At 65.5% G+C, this 19,682-nt stretch carries 20 protein-coding genes and 1 pseudogene; 12 read left to right on the top strand and 9 right to left on the bottom strand.

Annotated features, from left to right (window positions below; all coding sequences use genetic code 11):
- The first annotated feature begins 60 nt into the window (after positions 1-60).
- Genes QTI04_RS31505 through QTI04_RS31495 form a run of 3 tightly spaced genes read left to right on the top strand, consistent with a single transcriptional unit; the run spans position 61 to position 3,382 of the window.
- Positions 61-1,374: a toll/interleukin-1 receptor domain-containing protein gene (locus tag QTI04_RS31505; protein ID WP_286619131.1), complete on the top strand. Its 1,314-nt coding sequence runs from the start codon at positions 61-63 to the stop codon at positions 1,372-1,374.
- Positions 1,371-3,203: a hypothetical protein gene (locus QTI04_RS31500; protein ID WP_286619130.1), complete on the top strand. Its 1,833-nt coding sequence runs from the start codon at positions 1,371-1,373 to the stop codon at positions 3,201-3,203. Before QTI04_RS31505 ends, QTI04_RS31500 begins: the two co-directional genes overlap by 4 nt.
- A 29-nt stretch (positions 3,204-3,232) precedes the next feature.
- Positions 3,233-3,382: a hypothetical protein gene (locus tag QTI04_RS31495; protein ID WP_286619129.1), complete on the top strand. Its 150-nt coding sequence runs from the start codon at positions 3,233-3,235 to the stop codon at positions 3,380-3,382.
- 148 nt (positions 3,383-3,530) lie between these two features.
- Here the strand turns inward: QTI04_RS31495 and QTI04_RS31490 are convergent, their stop codons facing one another.
- Complete coding sequence (locus QTI04_RS31490) at positions 3,531-4,238, bottom strand: IS6 family transposase (RefSeq protein ID WP_286619142.1); 708 nt, start codon at positions 4,236-4,238, stop codon at positions 3,531-3,533.
- 488 nt (positions 4,239-4,726) lie between these two features.
- On the opposite strand from QTI04_RS31490, the gene QTI04_RS31485 reads away from it, so the two are divergent.
- Positions 4,727-4,930 (top strand): ABC transporter substrate binding protein, encoded by a 204-nt coding sequence (locus tag QTI04_RS31485; protein ID WP_286619128.1) that lies wholly within the window; start codon positions 4,727-4,729, stop codon positions 4,928-4,930.
- Positions 4,931-5,005: 75 nt separating this feature from the next.
- On the opposite strand, the gene panD is transcribed toward QTI04_RS31485, so the two are convergent.
- Positions 5,006-5,407, bottom strand: coding sequence for an aspartate 1-decarboxylase (panD, locus tag QTI04_RS31480; RefSeq protein ID WP_286619127.1), 402 nt, complete (start codon positions 5,405-5,407; stop codon positions 5,006-5,008).
- Between the two features lie 904 nt (positions 5,408-6,311).
- On the opposite strand from panD, the gene QTI04_RS31475 reads away from it, so the two are divergent.
- Positions 6,312-6,524: a DUF1289 domain-containing protein gene (locus QTI04_RS31475; RefSeq protein ID WP_286619126.1), complete on the top strand. Its 213-nt coding sequence runs from the start codon at positions 6,312-6,314 to the stop codon at positions 6,522-6,524.
- 260 nt (positions 6,525-6,784) lie between these two features.
- Here QTI04_RS31475 and QTI04_RS31470 read toward each other — a convergent pair whose 3' ends face one another.
- The 4 genes and pseudogenes from QTI04_RS31470 to QTI04_RS34380 form a co-directional block, all read right to left on the bottom strand.
- On the bottom strand, positions 6,785-7,432 hold the full coding sequence (locus QTI04_RS31470; protein ID WP_286619124.1) for a DUF2889 domain-containing protein: 648 nt from the start codon (positions 7,430-7,432) through the stop codon (positions 6,785-6,787).
- Entirely contained in the window at positions 7,414-7,611 is a 198-nt protein-coding gene (locus QTI04_RS31465; RefSeq protein ID WP_286619123.1) for a hypothetical protein, read from the bottom strand. Before QTI04_RS31465 ends, QTI04_RS31470 begins: the two co-directional genes overlap by 19 nt.
- Before the next feature lie 5 nt (positions 7,612-7,616).
- On the bottom strand, positions 7,617-7,883 hold the full coding sequence (locus QTI04_RS31460; RefSeq protein WP_286619122.1) for a hypothetical protein: 267 nt from the start codon (positions 7,881-7,883) through the stop codon (positions 7,617-7,619).
- Positions 7,884-7,932: 49 nt separating this feature from the next.
- Positions 7,933-8,082, bottom strand: a pseudogene (locus QTI04_RS34380) (integrase core domain-containing protein); the annotation flags it as partial.
- Between the two features lie 565 nt (positions 8,083-8,647).
- Between QTI04_RS34380 and QTI04_RS31455 the strand changes: the two are divergent.
- The 4 genes from QTI04_RS31455 to QTI04_RS31440 all read left to right on the top strand — a co-directional run bounded on the left by QTI04_RS31455 (position 8,648) and on the right by QTI04_RS31440 (position 14,313).
- Positions 8,648-9,229 (top strand): DUF2760 domain-containing protein, encoded by a 582-nt coding sequence (locus QTI04_RS31455; RefSeq protein WP_286619121.1) that lies wholly within the window; start codon positions 8,648-8,650, stop codon positions 9,227-9,229.
- Positions 9,226-11,100 carry an Hsp70 family protein gene (locus tag QTI04_RS31450; protein ID WP_286619119.1) on the top strand — a complete coding sequence of 625 codons (1,875 nt, stop codon included), beginning with the start codon at positions 9,226-9,228 and terminating at the stop codon, positions 11,098-11,100. The genes QTI04_RS31455 and QTI04_RS31450 overlap by 4 nt, the downstream gene beginning before the upstream one ends.
- 19 nt (positions 11,101-11,119) lie before the next feature.
- Entirely contained in the window at positions 11,120-13,894 is a 2,775-nt protein-coding gene (locus tag QTI04_RS31445; protein WP_286619118.1) for an Hsp70 family protein, read from the top strand.
- Positions 13,895-14,088: 194 nt separating this feature from the next.
- Positions 14,089-14,313, top strand: coding sequence for a hypothetical protein (locus QTI04_RS31440; protein WP_286619116.1), 225 nt, complete (start codon positions 14,089-14,091; stop codon positions 14,311-14,313).
- Between the two features lie 171 nt (positions 14,314-14,484).
- Here the strand turns inward: QTI04_RS31440 and QTI04_RS34375 are convergent, their stop codons facing one another.
- Positions 14,485-14,733: a hypothetical protein gene (locus tag QTI04_RS34375; RefSeq protein ID WP_369292808.1), complete on the bottom strand. Its 249-nt coding sequence runs from the start codon at positions 14,731-14,733 to the stop codon at positions 14,485-14,487.
- 45 nt (positions 14,734-14,778) lie between these two features.
- On the opposite strand from QTI04_RS34375, the gene QTI04_RS34370 reads away from it, so the two are divergent.
- Entirely contained in the window at positions 14,779-14,880 is a 102-nt protein-coding gene (locus tag QTI04_RS34370; RefSeq protein ID WP_369292807.1) for an SHOCT domain-containing protein, read from the top strand.
- A gap of 660 nt (positions 14,881-15,540) precedes the next feature.
- Here the strand turns inward: QTI04_RS34370 and QTI04_RS31430 are convergent.
- Positions 15,541-17,580: a tetratricopeptide repeat-containing protein gene (locus QTI04_RS31430; protein WP_286619112.1), complete on the bottom strand. Its 2,040-nt coding sequence runs from the start codon at positions 17,578-17,580 to the stop codon at positions 15,541-15,543.
- Between the two features lie 30 nt (positions 17,581-17,610).
- Positions 17,611-18,000 (bottom strand): hypothetical protein, encoded by a 390-nt coding sequence (locus tag QTI04_RS31425; protein WP_286619110.1) that lies wholly within the window; start codon positions 17,998-18,000, stop codon positions 17,611-17,613.
- A gap of 106 nt (positions 18,001-18,106) precedes the next feature.
- Between QTI04_RS31425 and QTI04_RS31420 the strand changes: the two genes are divergently transcribed.
- Together QTI04_RS31420 and QTI04_RS31415 are read left to right on the top strand one after the other, a co-directional pair.
- Entirely contained in the window at positions 18,107-18,286 is a 180-nt protein-coding gene (locus QTI04_RS31420; RefSeq protein ID WP_286619108.1) for a hypothetical protein, read from the top strand.
- 19 nt (positions 18,287-18,305) lie between these two features.
- Positions 18,306-19,541: an IS256 family transposase gene (locus QTI04_RS31415; RefSeq protein WP_286619107.1), complete on the top strand. Its 1,236-nt coding sequence runs from the start codon at positions 18,306-18,308 to the stop codon at positions 19,539-19,541.
- The last annotated feature ends 141 nt before the right edge of the window (positions 19,542-19,682 follow it).

Below are 19,682 nucleotides of genomic sequence, written 5' to 3'. Positions count from 1 at the left end.
CTCCACCGAAGGGGGTGCCGCATGGCTGCTTCTGAAATCACCGACGAGAAATGGGAGCGGTTGCTCGACTGGATCGAGATGGGCAAAGTGGTGCCGATCGTGGGCCGTCGGTTGTCCATGATCGACACAGGCGCCGAGCAGCCAGCGCGGCTCTACCCGTTGCTTACCGAGCGGCTGGCCAAAGAGCTGAAGGCCGATCCGCTGCCCGAAGGCGCAGGCTTGGCAGACTTGCACCGCTCTATGGCGAGTCGGGACGACTTTGAACCCGACACCTTTCACTTCAAACTGAAGCGCGCGCTTCTGGTCGCAGCGCCCCATCTGGAGACGTTGCGCAGGCTGGTCGAGATTGGGCACTTTCGCCTCTTTCTGAGTACAGCACTCGATGGCTTCCTCGGCCGCGCTGTGCGCGAGGTGCGCGGCGCACGCGGCGAAAGCGTGTCTGTCTACACCTTTGCGCCCGGCAGCCTAAGCCCGCAGCAGCCGATCGCACAGCGAGGCGAGGTGTGCGTCTATAACTTGCTCGGCGGCCTCGACACCTGCCCCAGATGGGCGGTGTCGGTGGAGGAACAGGTCGAATTTGTTCTCGACCTTCACAGCGAGAAGTACCGGCCGGAGCAGCTGTTTGCGGCACTGAAGGACAAGCACCTGCTTGCCATCGGCTGTCAGATACCCGACTGGATGGGCCGCTTCTTCCTGCGCACGCTGCGCAGCGGACCGCTGTGGGAGCAGAAGGGCTCGAGCCTGCTGGTAGAGGACTTGCTCGACGCCGACGCGGGGTTCGAGCGTTTCCTGCTGCAGTCCGGCAAGAAGGCGCTGGTCGTGCCTGACGATCCGGTGCGCTTCGTTGACGACCTTTACCGCCGCTGGCAGGTGCGCGTCGGCAACGCGCCCCCGGCAGCGCTGGAAGATGGACCATCGCCTCCGCCTCCGCCTCCGCCTCCGCCTGCGGGCAAGGTGTTCCTCAGCTATGCGCACTTCGATAGCGTTGCGGCGACGAAGTTGTGCGAGTTTCTGGTTGCCCAAGGCATCGACGTATGGAAGGACGACCGCGACCTCAAGGGCGGCGCGAACTGGAACGCCGAGATTCGGAGCGAGATTGCCGAGTGCGCCTGCTTCGTGCCGCTGGTCTCGAAGCGGGCAGTCGATACACGGGTGTCGTACTTCTGGGAGGAGTGGAACTACGCGGCCGAGCTTAGGCGGCGGATGAATCCGACCGCCCGCTACATATTTCCAGTGGTGTTCGAGAACGACGCCAAACTGCCGGGGATGTTCAGCGACTGGCAGTCGACTATGTTGAACGACGAGGCCCGCATGCGCGCGACGGCAGACGAGTTGCGCGCGGAGCAGCGCCGGCTGCGCAAGGAAGCGCGTTGAAGCCCGAGCCGGCACACCACCTCGAGGCTCCGCCCGTGGCGGCGCCTGCGGGAATAGAAACCGAAGTCGCGCTCTCCGCCGAGTGCCCATGGCCGGGCATGCGGCCGTACCGCGAGCAGGACGCCGGCTTCTATTTCGGCCGCGGCGCCGACGTCGAGGACCTGCTTGCACGCACCGAACGTTCGCTGCTGACGCTGCTGTACGCGCGTGGCGGCCTGGGCAAGACTTCGCTGGTGCGCGCCGGGTTGGCGCCGCGGCTGGTCGAGCGCGGCTACCTGCCGGTGTACCTGCGGCCGCGCGGGCTGCTCGATGGTGGGCGCGACGCCGTCGCCGAAGCCATTCGCGCGGTCGAGGCCGCGGCGCGCGCCGGCGCTCTGGAAGCCACCGCCGACTTCGACGCGCCCAGTCTGTGGGAGCTGTTCCACCGCGAGGCCTTCGACCTGTGGGACGCGCGCAACCGGCTGGTGAGCCCGGTACTGGTGTTCGACCAGTTCGAAGAGATCTTCCAGATCATCGATGACGACCCGGCCGCCGCGCCGCGCGTGCGTGCGCTGCTCGACGCAATCGCCGAACTGGTGGAGAACCGCCGGCTGGCCGGTGCCGAGCCCGCCGAGGGTGCGCGCTTCGACACCACCGCGAAGGACTATCGCGTCGTGCTGTCGTTCCGCGAGGACTACTTGCCGCAGGTGCGCAAACTGCGCGCGATCGTGCCGTCGGTGATCGAGAACCACGTGCGCCTCGAACCGATGTCGGGCAAGCAGGCGCTGGAAGTGGTCGAAGGCGCGGGCCGCGACCTGATCGACCGCGACGCCGCGACGCTGCTGGTCAAGAGCGTGGGCCGGCCGGCGGGGCTGCTCCAGCGGCTGCTCGATCCGGAAGCCGGCGTTACGTCCGGCGGCGAGGTGATTAACGTCGAGGTCGAGCCGTCGATCCTGTCGGTGGTGTGCTTCCATCTCAATTCCGAGCGCCAGCAGCGCGGGCAATCGACCATCGATGTCGGGCTGGTGAAGGCCAAGACGGCGGAAGACATCTTCGACGACTACTACCGCAGCAGCGTCGCGAAGGTCAGCACCGGAACGCGCGACTTCGTCGAGTCGAGCCTGGTCACCCAGGGCGGCGAGCGGGTGCTGTATCCGATGCGTGCGCTCGAAGAGCATGGGCCGGTGCTGGTTCGGGAGGTGAGTTCGCTGCTCGAACAGGGCATCGTTCGCAAGGAATGGTTTGCCGGCGAGCAGCGCTTGGAGATAAGCCACGACCTGCTGCTGCGGCCGATCCGGCGGGCGATCGAGTCGAACCGGCAGCAAGCCGGCCGCACCCGGGATCAGCGACGCGTGTTGCTCGGGGTGTCGGCCGTGCTGCTCGTTGCCGGCGGGGTGGTGGCGTGGACGCTGATGCAGGCGCGGCTGGCCGCAGAGGCCGACCAGCGCGAAAACATCGCCGAAGAGCTGCTGGTGGCCTACGTGCCGCTGACCGAAGACTCGGTGGACCCGGAGCGGTTGAGGACGAAAATGGTCGAGCTGATCGCCGCGGTCGACGCCACAGCAGATCGCGGCGAGAGCGCGCGGCGGCTGGAGCAACTGTACGACTGGGCACTGCGGGTCAGCAACTCGGCGGGCGAAGGCAACGCGCGGCGCCTGCGCGCCTTCTCGGTGGACTACTTGCAACTGAAGATCGACCGGGGTCGCTACCCCCCCGACGAATTCGCCTCGTTGGTGCAGAAGCTGCGCGCCGCGGCCGGGCAGTCGTGTGCCCAGGGGCTGCTGCTGCCCGAGGATCGGGCGGTGGAGTGGTTCGCCAAGCGCGGCGGCTTGCCCCCGGAGTGTCGATAGCAACCGGGTGTTCCCCTTCAGGAGAAGACATGGTCAGCAAAACACTGTGGTTGATCGCCGGGCTGTTGTGCGCGTCGATGGCGCACGCTGTCTGCTATCGAGACGGCAGGGCCTATCCGACGGGAACGATTGTCGGCGACTTCATCTGTCAGCCCGACGGCACTTGGCGGCGACGCTAGGACTGCCGCGTCTGGAGCTCAGCCCCCGGGCAGGCCGCCGCCGATCGCCCGCACCCGCGCCGCATCGTGCGGTGCCTGGCGCATGGCCCCGACGGCTCTGGTGCAAAATTTCCGCACGCCCGAGTGGTTTCGTGAGCGTGTTGCACGGTCAAGCTGAAAGCACCGCGTTCCAGATCGCGGGCGCGGCTTGGCCCGCAGTATGCAGCCGACCCAGATTGAACTGGCCTTTGCGGATGCGATGCAGCAGCTCGACGCCGGCGATCGTCACGGCCGCGCGATCGAAGACCTTGAAGCCAAGCATGGGCTTGATGCGCGACTTCACGCCTCGATGGTCCTGCTCGACCATGTTGTTCAAGTAGCGCGACGATCGCAGCCCAGTGTCTTTCCAGCGGGAGCTCTGCTCGGGCAACTCCCGCACCGCGCGATGCGACGCGGCGTAGCCGTCGAGCGTGATGCTCACCGGAGGTCGACCTTGAGTCTTCAGCGCCTTGCGGAAGAACGCCTTGGCCGCCTTCACATCGCGGTTGGCGCTCAGGCGAAAGTCAACTGTCTGGCCTTCTCGATCGACAGCACGATAGAGATACGTCCACTTGCCCCGGATCTTCACATAGGTCTCGTCGACGCGCCAGGATCGACCGGCCTTGCGGGCGAAGCGATTCCAGCGTTTCTCGAACTCGGGCACAAAACGCTGGACCCAGCGCATGATCGTCGTGTGGGCCAAGGCCAGGCCACGCTCGGCCATCATCTCCAAGAGGTCGCGAAGGCTCAGCTTGAAACGCAGGTACCAGCGAACGCACAGGACGATGACCTCACGCTCGAAGTGCCGGCCCTTGAAAAGCTCGTCCATGCTTTGCAGCCTCTGCGCCATCGGTCCTGCCTTCAGCTCAAAGGCCACAGCCTACCCGGCGCGGGATTTGCACCAGAGCCCGTGTCCCTCGGGACAACGACGCATGGTGAATGGAGTCCTGCTGAGCGGTTCGTATCTGGGCCCGCACATCCGGAAATCACGAGATGTGCAACAAGGCCGCTTGTAGATGTGCAGTCTGTTCCTTGTGGAGCATCCGACCGACCGCGCAATGAAGGTCAACAGGCAGAAGCCGAAACAGCGTGATTGACAGTCGTGGAAGTCCTTGTAGCTATCTAAGCCGCCGCATCTTTCGGCGTGCGCTGATTCATCCAACCGATTCCCGAATACCGTTCAAGCCTTCTGCAGGTTAACGCCACGAATACTCGCTGGCGCCGAAGCTCGAGAGCGCGTAGCAGGGCCTCGCAAGTCCGCCCGACCTGTAGAAATCGCTCTGAACGTACCGCAGTCGACCTATTGCACTGGCGCGGACGGTATTCTTGCGGACGACAGCTGACATCTACGACATCTGGCGTCACGCCGCCCTCTACGTGGACAAGATTCTGCAGTGTGCGAAGCCGTCCGATTTGCCGGTCGAACAGCCCACAAAGCTCGAGCTCGTCATCAACCTTAAAACCGCGGCGGCTTTTGGATTGGCCATTTCGCCTTCGCTGCGTTTGCGCGCGGACGATATTAGTCGATGACTTGGCGACGCCGCGTAGTCGTCGGGGCGCGTCGACATCGCCGGCCAGCTGGTGGCGAGTTCGCTGCGCTGGGCATCAGGCGGCGACGGCCTCGCATGAAGCCGCCTGCACGGGGATATGGCCGCGCTCTTCCTCAATGCGGTTGGCCTCGTCGACGAAGACCAGCTTCGGTCGATGCGCCGCCACCTGCGCCTCGGGCACCAGGCCGAAGGCCGCGATGATGATCAGGTCGCCGACAGCGGCGCGCCGCGCGGCCGACCCGTTGACCGAGATGATGCCGGTGCCGCGCTCGCCGCGGATCGCATAGGTCACGAAGCGCTCGCCGTTGTTGATGTTCCAGATATGGACCTGCTCGTTCTCGGCCATGCCCGCGGCGTCGAGCAGGTCTTCGTCGATGGCGCAGGAGCCTTCGTAGTGCAGTTCGCAGTCGGTGACCGCGACACGGTGAATCTTGGACTTGAGGAGGGTGCGAAACATGATCGGAGGGTCCTTTCTTTGAATGCAAATGGTTGGGTGTCAATCTGCGGCTGACACGAGGATGGTCGGTGCTGCGGGTGCGGCGAGCGCCCCGGGGCCGAGCGAGCCCGAGATCCAGCGCGCTGTCTTCGAACGAGGGCCACGCGGACTCGCGAAACCCGGCGATTCGGGTGCATGCCAAGGTGGGGCGGCTCGCGTCGAAGACTTGCATGGCGTCGATCTCCCTGTCCGCTTCGGCAGAGCACGGCGGCAAGTGCCGCCTGCGCCTACTTGCTGACCGCGGTATGGAGTGCACCTTGGTGGTGATGGCCATGCGCCACGCGCGGCTAGGTCCAATACGGTACTCAATTCCTCTGGACCGCGGCCGACGAAGAGCTCATCGAATTCATGAAAAATCACAGGTCGTCACTCTTGGTACACAACTCGAAAGGGGCGAACCATAACCGACTATTGCGCTACGCCTGCGTGCATTTAGACCAGTCAAGAAGGGGCTGCCTCACTGCTTCGATCGCGCCCTTCTCCGCATGCGGTGTCGAATGGGTGAGTGACGATCTTGTAGGGATGGCGAGCGTATCGCGCGTGCAACGGACTGACGAATGTCATCGTCAGGGCGGCGCGTTGACGAAGCCGCACGGTCGAGCGACGGCGGAGGCTCCGCGATCAGCGCATCGCAATGATTGCCCAACGCGAACTGGGCGACCTCCCTCAGACGTTGGAAATGGCTTTGTGATCGATGCGCTCGGCATCGCGATGGGGCGGCGGTGCAAGGCGAAGGGCGCTGCATACGCGTCGTCCGTGTCATGCTCCCTCTCTAAGGAGGGGCCGGTGCGGCGCGACCAGGTGCAACATCTTGGGCAGACCCACCCGCCCACGTTGCGTGGGGCCCCATAGAAAGAGTGAAGTCATGATCTCGCCGCTGTCCGTCGCCAATCCGTGCATCAACAGATGTCGCATGGATCTGGCCGGCAGGTACTGCCAGGGTTGCGACAGGACGCTGTTGGAAATGGGACGCTGGGACCAGCTGACCGAAGGCCAGCGTGCCGAAGTTATGGCGTCACTGGCGACGCGACTTCCCCTGCGCAGCCAACAGTCCTTTCCCCTGACGCCGCAACACTGAGGTCAGAAGCGAGACCGATTTCGCTATCTCGTGGGAAGAATTCCCCGTGGCCGCGAGTACGGCCTCCACTGAGACGGGGATTTTCTTCGACACCGACTCCCATAGGACCTCCATCGGCGCTCTGAACCTGCGGCAGCAGCGCTTCGAATTTCGCCCCGAACAGCTCGCCCCAGCGCCAGCACAGGAACCTGAACTGTTCGTCCTTGTGATGTGGGCTTGTCCAGGCAGGTACAGCGTGTCCTTCGCCGCGCAGCGGCGCTTTAGCGCGAAGGAGTTTTCGGTCGATAGCCGATGAACTGCGGCGCGCTGCGCGCAATGACGGGACCGTCGAAATCCCAGCTCAGGCATTTGCCCATCTGATGGTCGGGCTCGGTGGCCGCAGCAGACACTTCCCCGCGCAGTCCACGCTGGTGGCGGCGATAGCCTGGAACGGTCTGAAAGGCTACGGTAGCCATCACGCCCAGCAATTCGCGCAGGTGGGTGCAGCCACGCACGCCTCCCATGGCCGTGTCGACTTGCTTGCGCCAGCCCGGCCCAATCTTGGCGCCGACCAAGCCGTTGAATGGGTCGGTTGACGGCGAGCATTCGGCAAAAGGGGTGCTGGGCATTGCCGCCACCGCCGCTCGCACCGTGAGCGTGTCGTCGATCGTCAGGCGAATCTGCATATGGTGGACGGGTTCGCCGACGGCGCGTGGACGGTCGCCGCTGGTCGTCGTTGCATAGGCCTTCGTGTCGACCAGTTCTGCCTCGAGGTCCCAGAGATTGTCAGCGCGCAGGAATCCCCGAGTAGTGATGGCGCGGGTGTGTACGGGTTCGCGTGGAATGGGTTCTGGCAGAGTTTGCATGTTATCGGGCACTCCTGGATGTGGCCATCGGTGACGCGCAGCGTTCACCAGAAGCGCCACCATGGCCGAGGCTTCGGCAATTCAGCCAGCGGCATCTGTCCCGATGGGGTCGGACCGAGGCGCGCGCGCAGTTCAGCTTCCAGCTTTTCAGCCAGCTTCAGCGCGGCAAGGTCGCCGTGCTCGGCACGTCTACGAAGCACGAAAGCTTTTGACGCCATTTCTTCATCACTCATCGAGTCCATAGCCACTATTCTCGGGGTGATCGTCCTTCCGTGCGTGGGTGGGCTCTCGTGCAAATTTTCCGCGCGGCCGAACGACTTTGTGAGCGCGTTGCGCCGGTCAAGCCGAAAGCACCGCTTTTTGAGATCGCCGGCGCGGCTTGGGCCGCAATGCGCAGCCGGCTCAGATTGAACTGGCCTTTGCGGATGCGATGCGGCAACTCCACGCCGGCCATCGTCACGGTCGCGCGATCGAAGATCTTGAGCCCGAGCATGGGCCTGTTGCGCGACTTCACGCCTGGATGATCCTTGAAGTTGGACTTGACCCTGTTGCGCGCCGAGTGAGCCATGCGGTCGGTGATGGTTGTAGTCATGCTGCCAAGCCTTCAACTTCTCACGCGCATCCTGCTGACGTATCCCCCTTATCCGGTCATTTCTAAACTGGAGTCGGGCGGCTTCCGGCTTGTTGATCTGACCTCTTTTCGACGAACTCATTCGGGGTCAGGTGGCCGAGTGAGCTGTCGGTGATGGTTGTAGTCGTACTGGAAAGAGGTTGTGTGGAAACTCATCGAATGCAAACCTTCACCTCCGAAGAAAGGTTCCGAAGTGCCGTCCCTGGCGCAGCTGCGATCCTTCATCATCTGTCCAGCGACCCGGCGTGCGCCGGCCCCTGGGGATTCGATCGCGGAGGCTTCGACATTCGACCTTTTCGTACGTGGGCAGAGTTTTCGCACGTCGCAATTGCGACGGGAGGGGACCGGGACAAATTGACGATCATGGCGCAGCGTAGCGAAGCCGGGTGGTGGTCGGTCATCCATGCGGTCACGCGTGCAGACAGCACGAGGCGCCTCAGTCCCTCCGCGCGACCCTTCAACTTGCCGGCCAAGGCAGCGCCGTCCGCAGAGCAGCGCTGCGATCACCGCCGGTGCCCCCTCTACAATGCTGCATAGCAGCACGTGTCCATGGTGACACCGGTGCCCGGCCCTGCCGCAGCAAGTCCGGGCCTTGACAATCGGCGCGCGCGGCTGCGTCCGCGCGGTTGGCCGACCTGGAGCAACCAATGACCCCCCCGCAAGCCCCCTCAGACGACCACGCGAAGCCCTCGCTGCTGCGCCGCATTCCACTGGCGCTCGGCGCCTTGTTCGGTGTGTTGGCAGATGCCAATCTCGCTGCGCGATACGCTGCGCTGCGCAATGGCGCTGCACCGCGATCGGTTCCGGCAACGGCCGCACCGGTGTCTACACCGCCGGTGCTGAAAGAGGCAAGTCCCGACGCCGCGCTGCAACTGCTCGCGCTGCTGCAACGGGATGCGCGGCTCATTGACTTTGTCGGTGAAGATCTTGGCAGCTATGCCGACGCCCAGATCGGCGCGGCGGCGCGCTTGGTGCATGAAGGCTGCGCCAAGGTGCTGCGCGAGCACTTCAGCATCGTGCCGGTGCGCGACGAAGCCGAAGGCGGCCGAGTCACGCTGCAGGCGGGCTTTGACGCCGCCGCGGTACGCCTGACCGGCAACGTGGTCGGTCAGCCCCCATTCAACGGCAGCCTGAGGCACCGGGGCTGGCGCGTCACCGAAGTGAGGCTGCCCAAACTGGCCGAGCGCCACGATACGCGTGTGGTGGCGCCGGCGGAGGTGGAACTATGAGCGGCCCCCGCTTCGCGATCGGCGTCGACCTCGGCACCACGCACAGCGCTCTCACCTACATCGACATCGCAGAGAGCGACGGCGAAGCCACCGTTCACGACGTGTTGCCGATTCCGCAGCTGACTGCTCCCGGTGCGGTCGAATCGCTGGCGCTGCTGCCGTCGTTCCTGTACCTGGCGCATACAGACGAAATGGCGGCGGGCGACCTGGCGCTGCCCTGGTCGACGGACAGCCATCCTGCCGTCGGCGAACTGGCGCGCAGTCGCGGCGCGACGACGCCGATCCGGCTGGTCTCGAGTGCGAAGAGCTGGCTTTGCCACCCCGGCGTCGACCGGCGTGCCCCGATCCTGCCGCAGGATGCGCCGCCCGAGGTGGCCCGCGTGTCGCCGCTCGACGCCTCGATCCGCTACCTGGAACACCTGCGCAACGCCTGGGACCATGCGCACCCTGAAGCGCCGTTCGCCGAGCAGGACGTGACCGTGACGATTCCGGCGTCGTTCGACCCAGCCGCGCGCGAGCTGACGGTTGAAGCCGCCAAGGCCGCCGGCTGCAGTTCCCTGACGCTGCTCGAAGAGCCGCAAGCGGCGCTGTACAGCTGGATCGAGGCCAGCGGCGCCGATTGGCGCAAGCAGGTCAAGCCGGGCGACATCATCCTGGTGGTGGACGTCGGCGGCGGCACCAGCGACTTCTCACTGATCGCCGTGCTCGAGCGCGACGGCAACCTCGAACTGCACCGCGTCGCGGTGGGCGACCATATCCTGCTCGGCGGCGACAACATGGACTTGACGCTCGCGCATGTCGTCGCGCGCAAGCTGGCCGCGGCCGGCACCACGCTGGACGCGTGGCAACTGCGCGCGCTGACCTATGCCTGCCGCAGCGCGAAGGAAAAGCTGCTCGGAGATACCGCAGCACCTGCGCAACCCATCGTCGTACCGAGCCGCGGCAGCAAGCTGATCGGCGGCTCGATCCGCACCGAGCTGACGCGCGACGAAGTCGGTGCGACGATCGTCGACGGCTTCTTTCCCCAGGTCGACGCCTCCGCACGACCCGTCAGTCGTGTGCGTGTCGGCCTGTCGCAACTGGGGTTGCCTTACGCGCAAGACGCGGCCGTCACGCGCCACCTGGCGGCGTTCCTCGGCCGTCAGCTCGGCGCCGTCGCCGAGTTGGAAGGTTTCTTCGGCGACCGCGTCGGCCACCGCGTAGAGGGCGCCAGCTTCCTCCACCCGACGGCGGTGTTGTTCAATGGCGGCGTCCTCAAGTCGCCGCTTCTGGCCGATCGCACGCTGGCGACGATCAACGCGTGGCTCAGCGCTGAAGGCGGCGGGTCGGCGCGGCTGCTCAGCGGCGCGGACCTCGACCTCGCAGTCGCCCGCGGCGCCGCCTACTACGGCTATGTGCGTCATGGCCATGGTGTCCGCATTCGCGGCGGCACCGCGTTCGCCTACTACGTCGGCGTCGAATCGTCGATGCCCGCGGTGCCCGGCATCGAGCCGCCGGTGCAGGCCTTGTGCGTGGCGCCGTTCGGCATGGAAGAAGGCACCGAAGCCGAACTGCCCGCGCTCGAACTTGGGCTGGTGATCGGCGAGCCGGTGCACTTCCGTTTCTTCGCCTCGTCGGTGCGGCGTCAGGACGGCGTGGGCACGCTGCTCGACGCCTGGACCCCCGACGAGCTGCAGGAACTCACATCGATTTCCGCCACGCTGCCACCCGAGGGGCGCAATCCCGGCGAAGTGGTGCCGGTGCGCTTGCACGCCCGGGTCACCGAGGCCGGCACGCTCGAACTCGAAGCCGTTCCGCCCAGCGGCGGCGAGCGGTGGAAGATCGAGTTCGACGTGCGCGGCGAACGCCCGCAAGACGCCGCAGGGGTTTGAGCCGGTCTCTGGCACCCGCATGACTGCGACCTACACGGTCGGCATCGACCTCGGCACGACGCACACCGTCGTTGCCTATGCGGCCGCGAAAGGCCGGATCGCAGAAGACGCCATCTGCTTGTTCGACGTCGAACAACTGGTCGCGCCCGGCGAGGTGGCGGCGCGTCCGCTGCTGCCGTCGATGCGCTATCACCCGGCGCCGGGCGAGCTGCCGCCGGGTGATCTGGTACTGCCATGGATGCCGGCCGGCGAGGGCGACACCGCTGTGATCGGCAGCCTGGCGCGCCAGCTCGGCGCCCAGGTGCCCGGGCGTCTGGTGGCCAGCGCGAAGAGCTGGCTGTCGCATGGCGCGGTTGACCGGCTGGCGCCGATCCTGCCCTGGGGGGCGGCGGCCGATGTACCGAAGGTCTCTCCGGTGGCCGCGAGCGCGAGCTACCTCGCACACCTGCGCGCGGCCTGGAACTACCGCTATCCCATGGCCCCGCTCGAACACCAGGAACTGGTGCTGACGGTGCCGGCCTCGTTCGACGATGCGGCCCGCGCACTGACCGTTGAAGCCGCGCGCGACGCCGGACTGCCCCAGTTGCGCTTGCTCGAAGAACCCCAGGCTGCGCTGTACGACTGGCTGTTCCGCCACCGCAATGCCCTTGCCAAGGCGTTGACGAGCACGCGGCTGGTGCTGGTTTGCGACGTCGGCGGCGGCACCACCGACCTGAGCCTGGTGCGCGTGGACAGGGATGGCGCCGAACCACGACTCGAGCGCATCGCGGTCGGGCGCCACCTGATGCTTGGCGGCGACAACATGGACCTGGCGCTCGCGCACTTGGCCGAATCCAGGCTGGACGCAGCGGCGGGCGAGGCTGGCGCGCGCCTGTCGGCAGGCCAGCTGTCGCAACTGGTCGAGCGCTGCCGTTCCGCCAAGGAGCGGCTGCTTGCTGCCGATGCCCCGGCCAGCGCGCAGGTGACGCTGCTTGGCGCGGGCTCGCGACTGATCGGCGGCGCGCGTTCGGTGGCACTGGGCCGCGACGAAGTCGAGCGCATTGTGGTCGATGGCTTTTTCCCGCAGGTGACCTCCGGCGAACTGCCGCGGCGCGAGCGTACCAGCGGCCTGGTCGCGTTCGGCCTGCCCTATGCGAGCGACCCGGCAGTGACGCGCCACATCGCCGGTTTTTTGCACCAGCACGCGAGCGCCGGCTGGCCCGACGCGCTCCTGCTCAACGGCGGCGTGTTTCGCGCCGAAGCGATCGCGGCGCGCCTGTACGCGACGCTTGGCGCGTGGCGCGGCGCGCCGCTGCAAGCACTGCACAACGCCGACCCGGACGTCGCGGTCGCCCGCGGCGCGGTCGCCTACGCGCTGGCCCGGCGCGGCTTGGCGCCGAAGATCAGCGGCGGTTCGGCGCGCAGCTACTTTCTGCCGCTCGACGACGGCAACGGGCAAGGCGTCTGCGTGCTTCCGCGCGGCAGCGAAGAAGGCCGCGAGATTCGCCTCGAAGGCCGCAGCTTCGAGCTGCGCATCGGCGAACCGGTACGCTTCCACCTCGTATCGACCACGGGCAGTACCGCAGGCCAGCCCGCGCCGATGGCCGGTGAATTGGTCGACCTCGACGAACGCGATGTGCAGCCGCTGCCACCAGTGGCCACCGTGGTGCGGGCCGGACGCGGCACCGCGCGACGCAGCATCCCGGTGCAGCTGGCAGCGGCGCTGACCGAGGTTGGTACGCTCGAAGTGCGGTGCGTCTCCGTCAACGACCCGGCGCAACGTTGGAAGCTCGAATTCCAATTGCGCGCCAATCCGGCTGCCCCAGCATCCGCAGGGGCCGGACTGCCACCGCGCTTTGGCGAGGCGCTCGAGTGCATCGAGCGTGTCTTCGGCGCGCGCGACCGCCAAGTGGGGCCCAAGGCCGTCAAGCAGTTGCGCACGCAACTCGAAGCCCTGCTCGGCAGTCGAGAGCGGTGGTCGACCGCGCTGCTGCGCCCGCTGTTCGACGCGCTGTGGCTGCGTGCGCGCGGCCGCCACCGCTCAGCGGACCATGAGCGCCTGTGGCTGAGCCTGGCCGGCTGGTGCCTGCGACCGGGTTTCGGAGACCCGCTCGACGCCTGGCGCATCGAGCAACTGTGGCCGCTCTTCGAGTTGGGGGTGCAGCACGGCCACGAGCGCCAGGTCAGCGCGGAATGGTGGACGCTATGGCGCCGTGTCGCCGGCGGGCTGGACGAAGCAGCCCAGTTGCGGCTCCTCGACGATTTCGCCATCAACCTGCGCGGCGGAGAGGCGGGCATTCACGAGCGACCGCCACGGATCGTCAAGGGAGGCTGGGACGACATGGTGCGCCTGGGCGCTTCGCTCGAACGCATCCCGGTCGAACACAAGGTCGAGATCGGCGACTGGCTGGTCGAGCGCCTGCGGCGACCGGGCGCCGCAGGCGATCCGCAGGCACGCGACATCTGGACGCTGTGGGCCATCGGTCGCATCGGCGCGCGCGCGCCCCTATACGGCAGCGCGCACGGCGTGGTGCCGACCGACTCCGCCGCCGCATGGCTGGAGGCACTGCTCGCGCTGGACTGGAAGCGCGTCGAAGGGGCTGCTGCCGCCGCCGCAAACCTCGCTCGCCTGAGCGGTGATCGCGCTCGTGACCTGCCACTCGAAGCGCGCGAACAAGTCATCTCGCGGCTCGAGGCCCATCGGGCTCCGCCGGCGTGGATCGCTCGCGCGCGCGACGTCGTTGCGCTCGACGAAGCCGGCGAACGCGGTGTGTTCGGCGAAGCTTTGCCTCCGGGCTTGAAACTGATCGGCTGAGTGATTTTTCATGGAGCGCAGATGCGCACCGTGGATGCTGTCAACAGGGCGATCTGGTAGCCAACCGCCAAGGGCCGAGCCGCCCCTGTCTTGCCGGTGCCGCAGCGGCATTTTGAGTTCTGAAAGCCCGTGCAGCGACAGTGTCTTGTCCGAGCCTCACAATCGCGCCCCTATCCTTCGACAAGACATCTTCCATGCGACAACTCTCTCCTGCCGGCCAGCAGGTCATCAACGACATCGCGCGGCGCAACGGCTTCAGCGTCGACGCGACGCTCAGCATGCTGGACTCTGTGATCAATGGAAACGGCAGCCAGGCACAGTTCAACCACCCGGAATTCTCCGGCTCCGGCCAGTGGATGCGCGGCGGCATGATCATGCCTGGTGCGCAGCGGCAGCTTCCAGTCGCAAAGCCAGGGTAGTGGCTACAACAACGGGCAAGCACAGACCAGCTATGACGGTGGCGGACAGCAGCAAGGCAACGGCAACTTCGGCCCGGCCAGTCTGTTCGTGCCCGGCACAACGAACGACTGGTGGCCAACCGACCTGCGCTTTCCGAACAGCACGGGTGCGCAGAACGGCGTGAGCTATGCCTACTTCGCCCAGGCGCGGCGCTTGGCCATCGAGGTCAATGGACGCGTCACGGTGTACGACACGCTGGACCACCAGATCGGCGGCTTCGGGCAGCAACAGTCATACGGCGGCAGCCTGAGCTTCAACAGCCAGTACGGCTTGATCGACGTTGCCAGTCTGCCCGTGATCTCGGTCGATGGCGTCTCGCCAAATGCGGCGCCACCTGCTCCGGCATTCGATGAGCCGGTGAACCCGCCGGCCAGCGTCAACAATGGCAACGGTCACAGCAACGCGCCTCCGGAAACCAGCCGGACGTGTTCGCCACCATCGAGCGGTTCGCCGACCTGCGCTCCAAGGGCGTCATCAGCGACGACGAATTCGCCAACAAGAAGGCGGAGTTGCTCGGCCGGATATGAGGCGGGGCGCGAGGTCAGTCGGCCAACGGCCCGAGTTCGATCGGGGATCCATTTTCGGGCTGGTTGCAATGACCAAGACGCCAAAGAGATCTCGGCACCGACGACCAACGCAAGAGCGGGCGGCTTCGAACAGCTCGGCCGGAGGAGCCATCAGGCAATCGGAGCCAGTCTTGAAGTCTTGATGCGCCGCTGGAAGAGCGTCCAGAAGCTGGGGGTGTGCACTGCGCCGGCCAAGACGCACACGTCCAACGCGCATGGTTCGGCTCACGAGTCAGCGTCGGGTGCAAAAAATTGTTTGGTCGAGCGCAGGTGACGACCAAGGCACGCATCTGGCAGCTCGGCGCCTACGGCGGCTTCGCGCTACTTGGGTGAATCTCGGTTTCGGTGCATTTTGTGGCGCTTGGTCAGCCTTGCTGGATGCAAATCAATGAGTTACAGCCGGCGCTTCGTAGAACTGCGGCGCAACGCGCGGCAAAGCCGGTTCTCGAGTGAGCAGCCGGATGCCTCCATTGCGAACCGCCACAAAATGCACCGAAACCGAGATCACCCCTTCTTGCGTGGAAAGTGTCCGCGAAATCGCGGCAGCCCCAACTCCGGGTGATGTTCGAAGCTGCGGTACTTGGGCATAAAGGTCTCTGGCCGGACTCGGATGTGTACGGATCAGCCGGTTAACAGAGTCCTGCTGTCGATGAACTCGATGGCGAAGCTACCGGACCTTCGAGCCAATCGCACCATGCCGGCTGTGCCGTCCTCAGAAGGATCGTCCTCGTTACCGTCCCAAAGCGCCAGCAGCGTCACGCGGTCAGCGCCCCAAGCCTGCGCCTGACGCAGCATCCACCGGTTGCCGCGCGACCAGGGCGTCATGCTCCTGCGCGCGGCCAACCAGCGAGGCAGCTCTGCCCTGTCGTTCATGACAAAAATGCGGGCAGGCGGGCCGGCGTGAGCGTCGGCCAAATCGAAGAAGCGGTTGCGCCACGCGTCTTCGTATTGATCGAACACTTCGCTGGCGATCGCTTCGCGTCGCATCGGCAGGCACAGCCACGTGTTGATGCCAAGTGTCTTGCATGATTCCAGGGCCAGGATGTCGCTCCCCGGAGCCGCCGAGGCCAGCACGGTGAGTTCTACGCCCTCGTCCTGGAACCGCTTGAGCGCAGCCTCGATTAGGACGCCGGCCTTGTCCAATGCGCTGGCAGGGAGGCGGGAAACCTTGGGTTGCCTCGCACCCCTCTTGTCGACCGTGTGGCCGCTGAAGACCAGCAGATGGCGCTTCCTTTTGCCTGACTGAATCGGCGCGCCGTCGAGTTCGTTCATCACAGCAGTTGCGGTGGCTACCCCAATGCCGAGCTGTTTGAAAAGTTCAAGTTGGCCGCGCGCGGCATCCCAGTAGAAGCTGCCCTTGGGTACGACACCACGATAGGCGCGCACGACGGAGATTTGGCTGGTCGCCGGCGGGGCATTCCACTGTGCCAGGAATTGCAAGTCCGCGACGCCGATCTTGGCCCAGATCAGCTCGTCGGCCTTTTCCTTGGAGATTTTCCGCTTGATCGACGCACGCACAACATGTTCCAGCGCGTCCAACTCGGCGCCGAGGTCATCCGCATACCGCTGCGCGACCTTCGGGTCATCCCCAAAAAGGCTCGGGAAGCTTGGCTCCTTCGCGAGCGACTGCAGGATGCGTCCCATCTGCAAGGCTGCGAGCCCAGGGAAGAAGTGGTTCAGATCGGCTCGGTATGCCTCGCGATAAGCTTCATAGGACTCCACTGCCTTGGGGTCGATGGCCCGTTCGCGTCGCTCCTCTAGGGTTCCGAGGCTTGCGAAGTCAAGGCGCCAGAGAGTTTTGAGATTGCGCCCCTCGAGTGCCTGGGCTTCCGCCTGGTGGGTCGGAGACAAGCCCGGGCTGGCCAGAACGCGATCGATGGCCTGGTTGGAGAGTTCGAGTTGGCCCGGATCGCCCGTCTGCTTGTACAACCGCTCGTAGAGATTGGCGAGCGCAAGATTGGCTTCAAGATCCTCGCCACCCGAGCGCACCTCTTCCCAGGTTTGAGCGGCCACCTTGAAATCCTTCAAATTCCACTGCGCTCGGCCGATAAATCGAAGCCCTTCGCGCTGGAAACGCTCGCCGCGCACGTCTTCGACCAGCAGCCGAAGCCAGCCTTTGTCAGCTCGCGACTGGGCCAGTTGCACCTCCTCCGCGAAGTCAAGGGGCACTGTGGCGACGCTTCGGAAGTCGGCCTCCGGCAGTGTTGGCATCATCAGGAAGACGGGGCTGTCCGTTACCCTGTCGTCAGCCAGCGAGGCCTTGAGCACGCCGACCAGTTCCTCCAGGGCTGCCCCCGGATCGTTCACGTCGTACGTCATGTAGCGCACGCCGGCAATGTCGAAGGGCGTCGCGTCGGCCGATTGCTTTCCCTTGATCAAGACCGTGCGCTGCTTGCGCAGCGCATGGCGCACGCCCAGCTCGTAGAACACGTTGGCGTTGTGCACCGTGATATCGCACAGAACGAACTCTTCCTGCAGGATGAGTTGGAACATGTCCTGGTGGATGCTGCCAGCCCCCACCACCTCGGCCGTGGTGTTCCCGTCCAGCTTGCATTCCTGCAGCGCGGGCGCGATCAGCGCCTTGTCGACCTTGTCGAAGTCGATCCTTTGGCCCCTGGAATCCGTCTTCTCGCCAAAACCCCGAATCACGAAGCAGCGCATGGCATCTCCCCTTTTCGTTGCCTGACCCTGTCACTCGTCCAGTTCGTACATGCCTTCGAACTTCTTCGCACTGACCGCATAGGCGTCCGACCCGTCCTCGTCGTTGGACACCAGCCAGTCGCCCGCCTCGTAGTTCGTGTCGCCTTCCTTCGTGGCCACCCGGCCGGCCAAGCTGGCCCGCTCGGCCCAGACTTTGCCGGTTTTCACGTACGTACCGCGGCCCTCGGCCGTGTAGGTGCGTGCAAAGGACTCGGCATCAACCGTGTACACCTCGCCGCTGTTGTCCACCACCCAGTCATTGGCCTTGCAGTGCTGCTCTTCGCCCCACTTGCGGTACTCAAAGTCGTCAGACTCGAGTTTCAATTGGACGGCCACGACCGGTTGGCCCGGCAGGCGGCGGTAGCGTTTGCGCTCACCCATGGGGACATCCTCGATCGTTGAAAGTCTAGTGAGTTTGCGTCCGCCGCGCCTCCTACAAATTGCTGAGCCGGCGTCCAATTGGGAACCTACCCGGAACTTGGACCAAATGAACGCGCTGGCGCTGCTGCACGTTGCGATCAAGAGATGTTGGCGCCCGGCCGCCCTGCCGTTGACGCCGGCGCGCGAGATCGAGCGCCTGGCCGAGGCCAGGCTGCGCAGCGATCCCGACGACCCGTGGCTTGCGGCGCGCCAGGAGCCTGTCCGGATTTTTGTGTGCGAGGCATAGCATGACGACGAGGGCATCTATGCCAAGCAGGCAGACGACGAAGGCGGCAGCGGCCGCCGCGGCGGCATTGCCGTCGATCCCCAAGGAACTGATTGACCAGTTCGTGAAGGGGCCCATGAGCGCCGAGGCGGTTCAGGCCGCCTCTATGGCGTTCAAGAAGGCGCTCATCGAACGCGCCCTGGGTGCGGAGCTGTCGCACCACCTGGGCTATCCGCCGGGCGCAGCGATGACCGAGGACGGTCCGCTGCGCATCGAAGTGCCGCGTGACCGCGAGGGCTCGTTCGAGCCGGTGTTGATCCCCAAGCATGAGCGTCGCTTCACCGACTTCGACGACAAGATCGTGGCCAAGTACGCACGGGGCATGACGGTGCGCGAGATCCAGGGCTTCCTCGCCGAGCAATACGGCACCGAGGTCAGCCCCGAGTTCATCAGCTCGGTCACCGACGCCGTGATGGCCGAGGTCGGCGCCTGGCAGTCGCGCCCGCTGGAGCCGATGTATCCGGTGATCTTCTTCGACGCGCTGCGCGTGAAGATTCGAGAAGAGGCGGTGGTGCGCAACAAGGCGATCTACCTGGCCCTGGGCGTGCTGCCCGACGGCACGCGCGACATTCTCGGGTTGTGGATCGAGAACACCGAAGGCGCCAAGTTCTGGATGAAGGTCTTCAACGATCTGAAGACGCGCGGTGTGAGCGATGTCCTGATCGCCGTCACCGACGGCCTCAAGGGCATCGGCGAGGCGCTCGGCGCGGTCTTCCCTGCCACCACGCTGCAGACGTGCATCGTGCACCTGATCCGCAACAGTCTGGACTATGCGAGCTGGAAGGATCGCAAGCTGCTTGCCGCAGCGCTGCGCCCGGTGTACACGGCGCCCAGCGCCGAGGCCGCCCAGGAGGCATTGGACGAATTCGAACGCAGCTCCTGGGGGCAGAAGTTCCCCACCGTCACGGCGGCTTGGCGCCGCGCCTGGGACCGCGTGATTCCATTCTTCGCGTTCCCGCCAGCCGTGCGTCGCGTGGTCTACACCACCAATGCCATCGAGAGCGTTCACAGCCGGCTGCGCAAAATCATCAAGACGCGCGGGCACTTCCCGAGCGACGATGCCGCGACCAAGCTCATCTGGCTGGCACTGCGCAACATTACCGCGGACTGGGGTCGCGCGGCCAAGGAATGGCGCGACGCAATGAACCAGTTCGCGATACTCTACGAAGAGCGCTTCACGCAGCCCAACCACGGCGGCGCCAGGACAGGAGGTTGAGCATGAGTACATGGCTCAACCGGGGGCGCCTCCGGCGGCCTGGCAGGGGCCTTGAAAACAGAACAAATCAGTCAAGCCGTCAAACCGAATTAATCAACCGCCTCACACACAGAAATTCGGACACCCCCGTTGGCGTGCATG

It is taken from the genome of Variovorax sp. J22R115, from assembly GCF_030317005.1.
Taxonomy (GTDB): domain Bacteria; phylum Pseudomonadota; class Gammaproteobacteria; order Burkholderiales; family Burkholderiaceae_C; genus Variovorax.
This window is presented reverse-complemented; position numbering and strand designations above follow the sequence as displayed.

Excerpts from the sequence above, each read along its gene's own strand:
- QTI04_RS31495 (WP_286619129.1), top strand. The coding sequence starts at position 3,233 with ATGGTCAGCAAAACACTGTGGTTGATCGCCGGGCTGTTGTGCGCGTCG.
- panD (WP_286619127.1), bottom strand. The coding sequence starts at position 5,407 with ATGTTTCGCACCCTCCTCAAGTCCAAGATTCACCGTGTCGCGGTCACC.
- QTI04_RS31475 (WP_286619126.1), top strand. The coding sequence starts at position 6,312 with ATGATCTCGCCGCTGTCCGTCGCCAATCCGTGCATCAACAGATGTCGC.
- QTI04_RS31470 (WP_286619124.1), bottom strand. The coding sequence starts at position 7,432 with ATGGTGGCGCTTCTGGTGAACGCTGCGCGTCACCGATGGCCACATCCA.
- QTI04_RS31465 (WP_286619123.1), bottom strand. The coding sequence starts at position 7,611 with ATGGACTCGATGAGTGATGAAGAAATGGCGTCAAAAGCTTTCGTGCTT.
- QTI04_RS31455 (WP_286619121.1), top strand. The coding sequence starts at position 8,648 with ATGACCCCCCCGCAAGCCCCCTCAGACGACCACGCGAAGCCCTCGCTG.
- QTI04_RS31450 (WP_286619119.1), top strand. The coding sequence starts at position 9,226 with ATGAGCGGCCCCCGCTTCGCGATCGGCGTCGACCTCGGCACCACGCAC.
- QTI04_RS31445 (WP_286619118.1), top strand. The coding sequence starts at position 11,120 with ATGACTGCGACCTACACGGTCGGCATCGACCTCGGCACGACGCACACC.
- QTI04_RS31440 (WP_286619116.1), top strand. The coding sequence starts at position 14,089 with ATGCGACAACTCTCTCCTGCCGGCCAGCAGGTCATCAACGACATCGCG.
- QTI04_RS31430 (WP_286619112.1), bottom strand. The coding sequence starts at position 17,580 with ATGCGCTGCTTCGTGATTCGGGGTTTTGGCGAGAAGACGGATTCCAGG.
- QTI04_RS31425 (WP_286619110.1), bottom strand. The coding sequence starts at position 18,000 with ATGGGTGAGCGCAAACGCTACCGCCGCCTGCCGGGCCAACCGGTCGTG.
- QTI04_RS31420 (WP_286619108.1), top strand. The coding sequence starts at position 18,107 with ATGAACGCGCTGGCGCTGCTGCACGTTGCGATCAAGAGATGTTGGCGC.
- QTI04_RS31415 (WP_286619107.1), top strand. The coding sequence starts at position 18,306 with ATGCCAAGCAGGCAGACGACGAAGGCGGCAGCGGCCGCCGCGGCGGCA.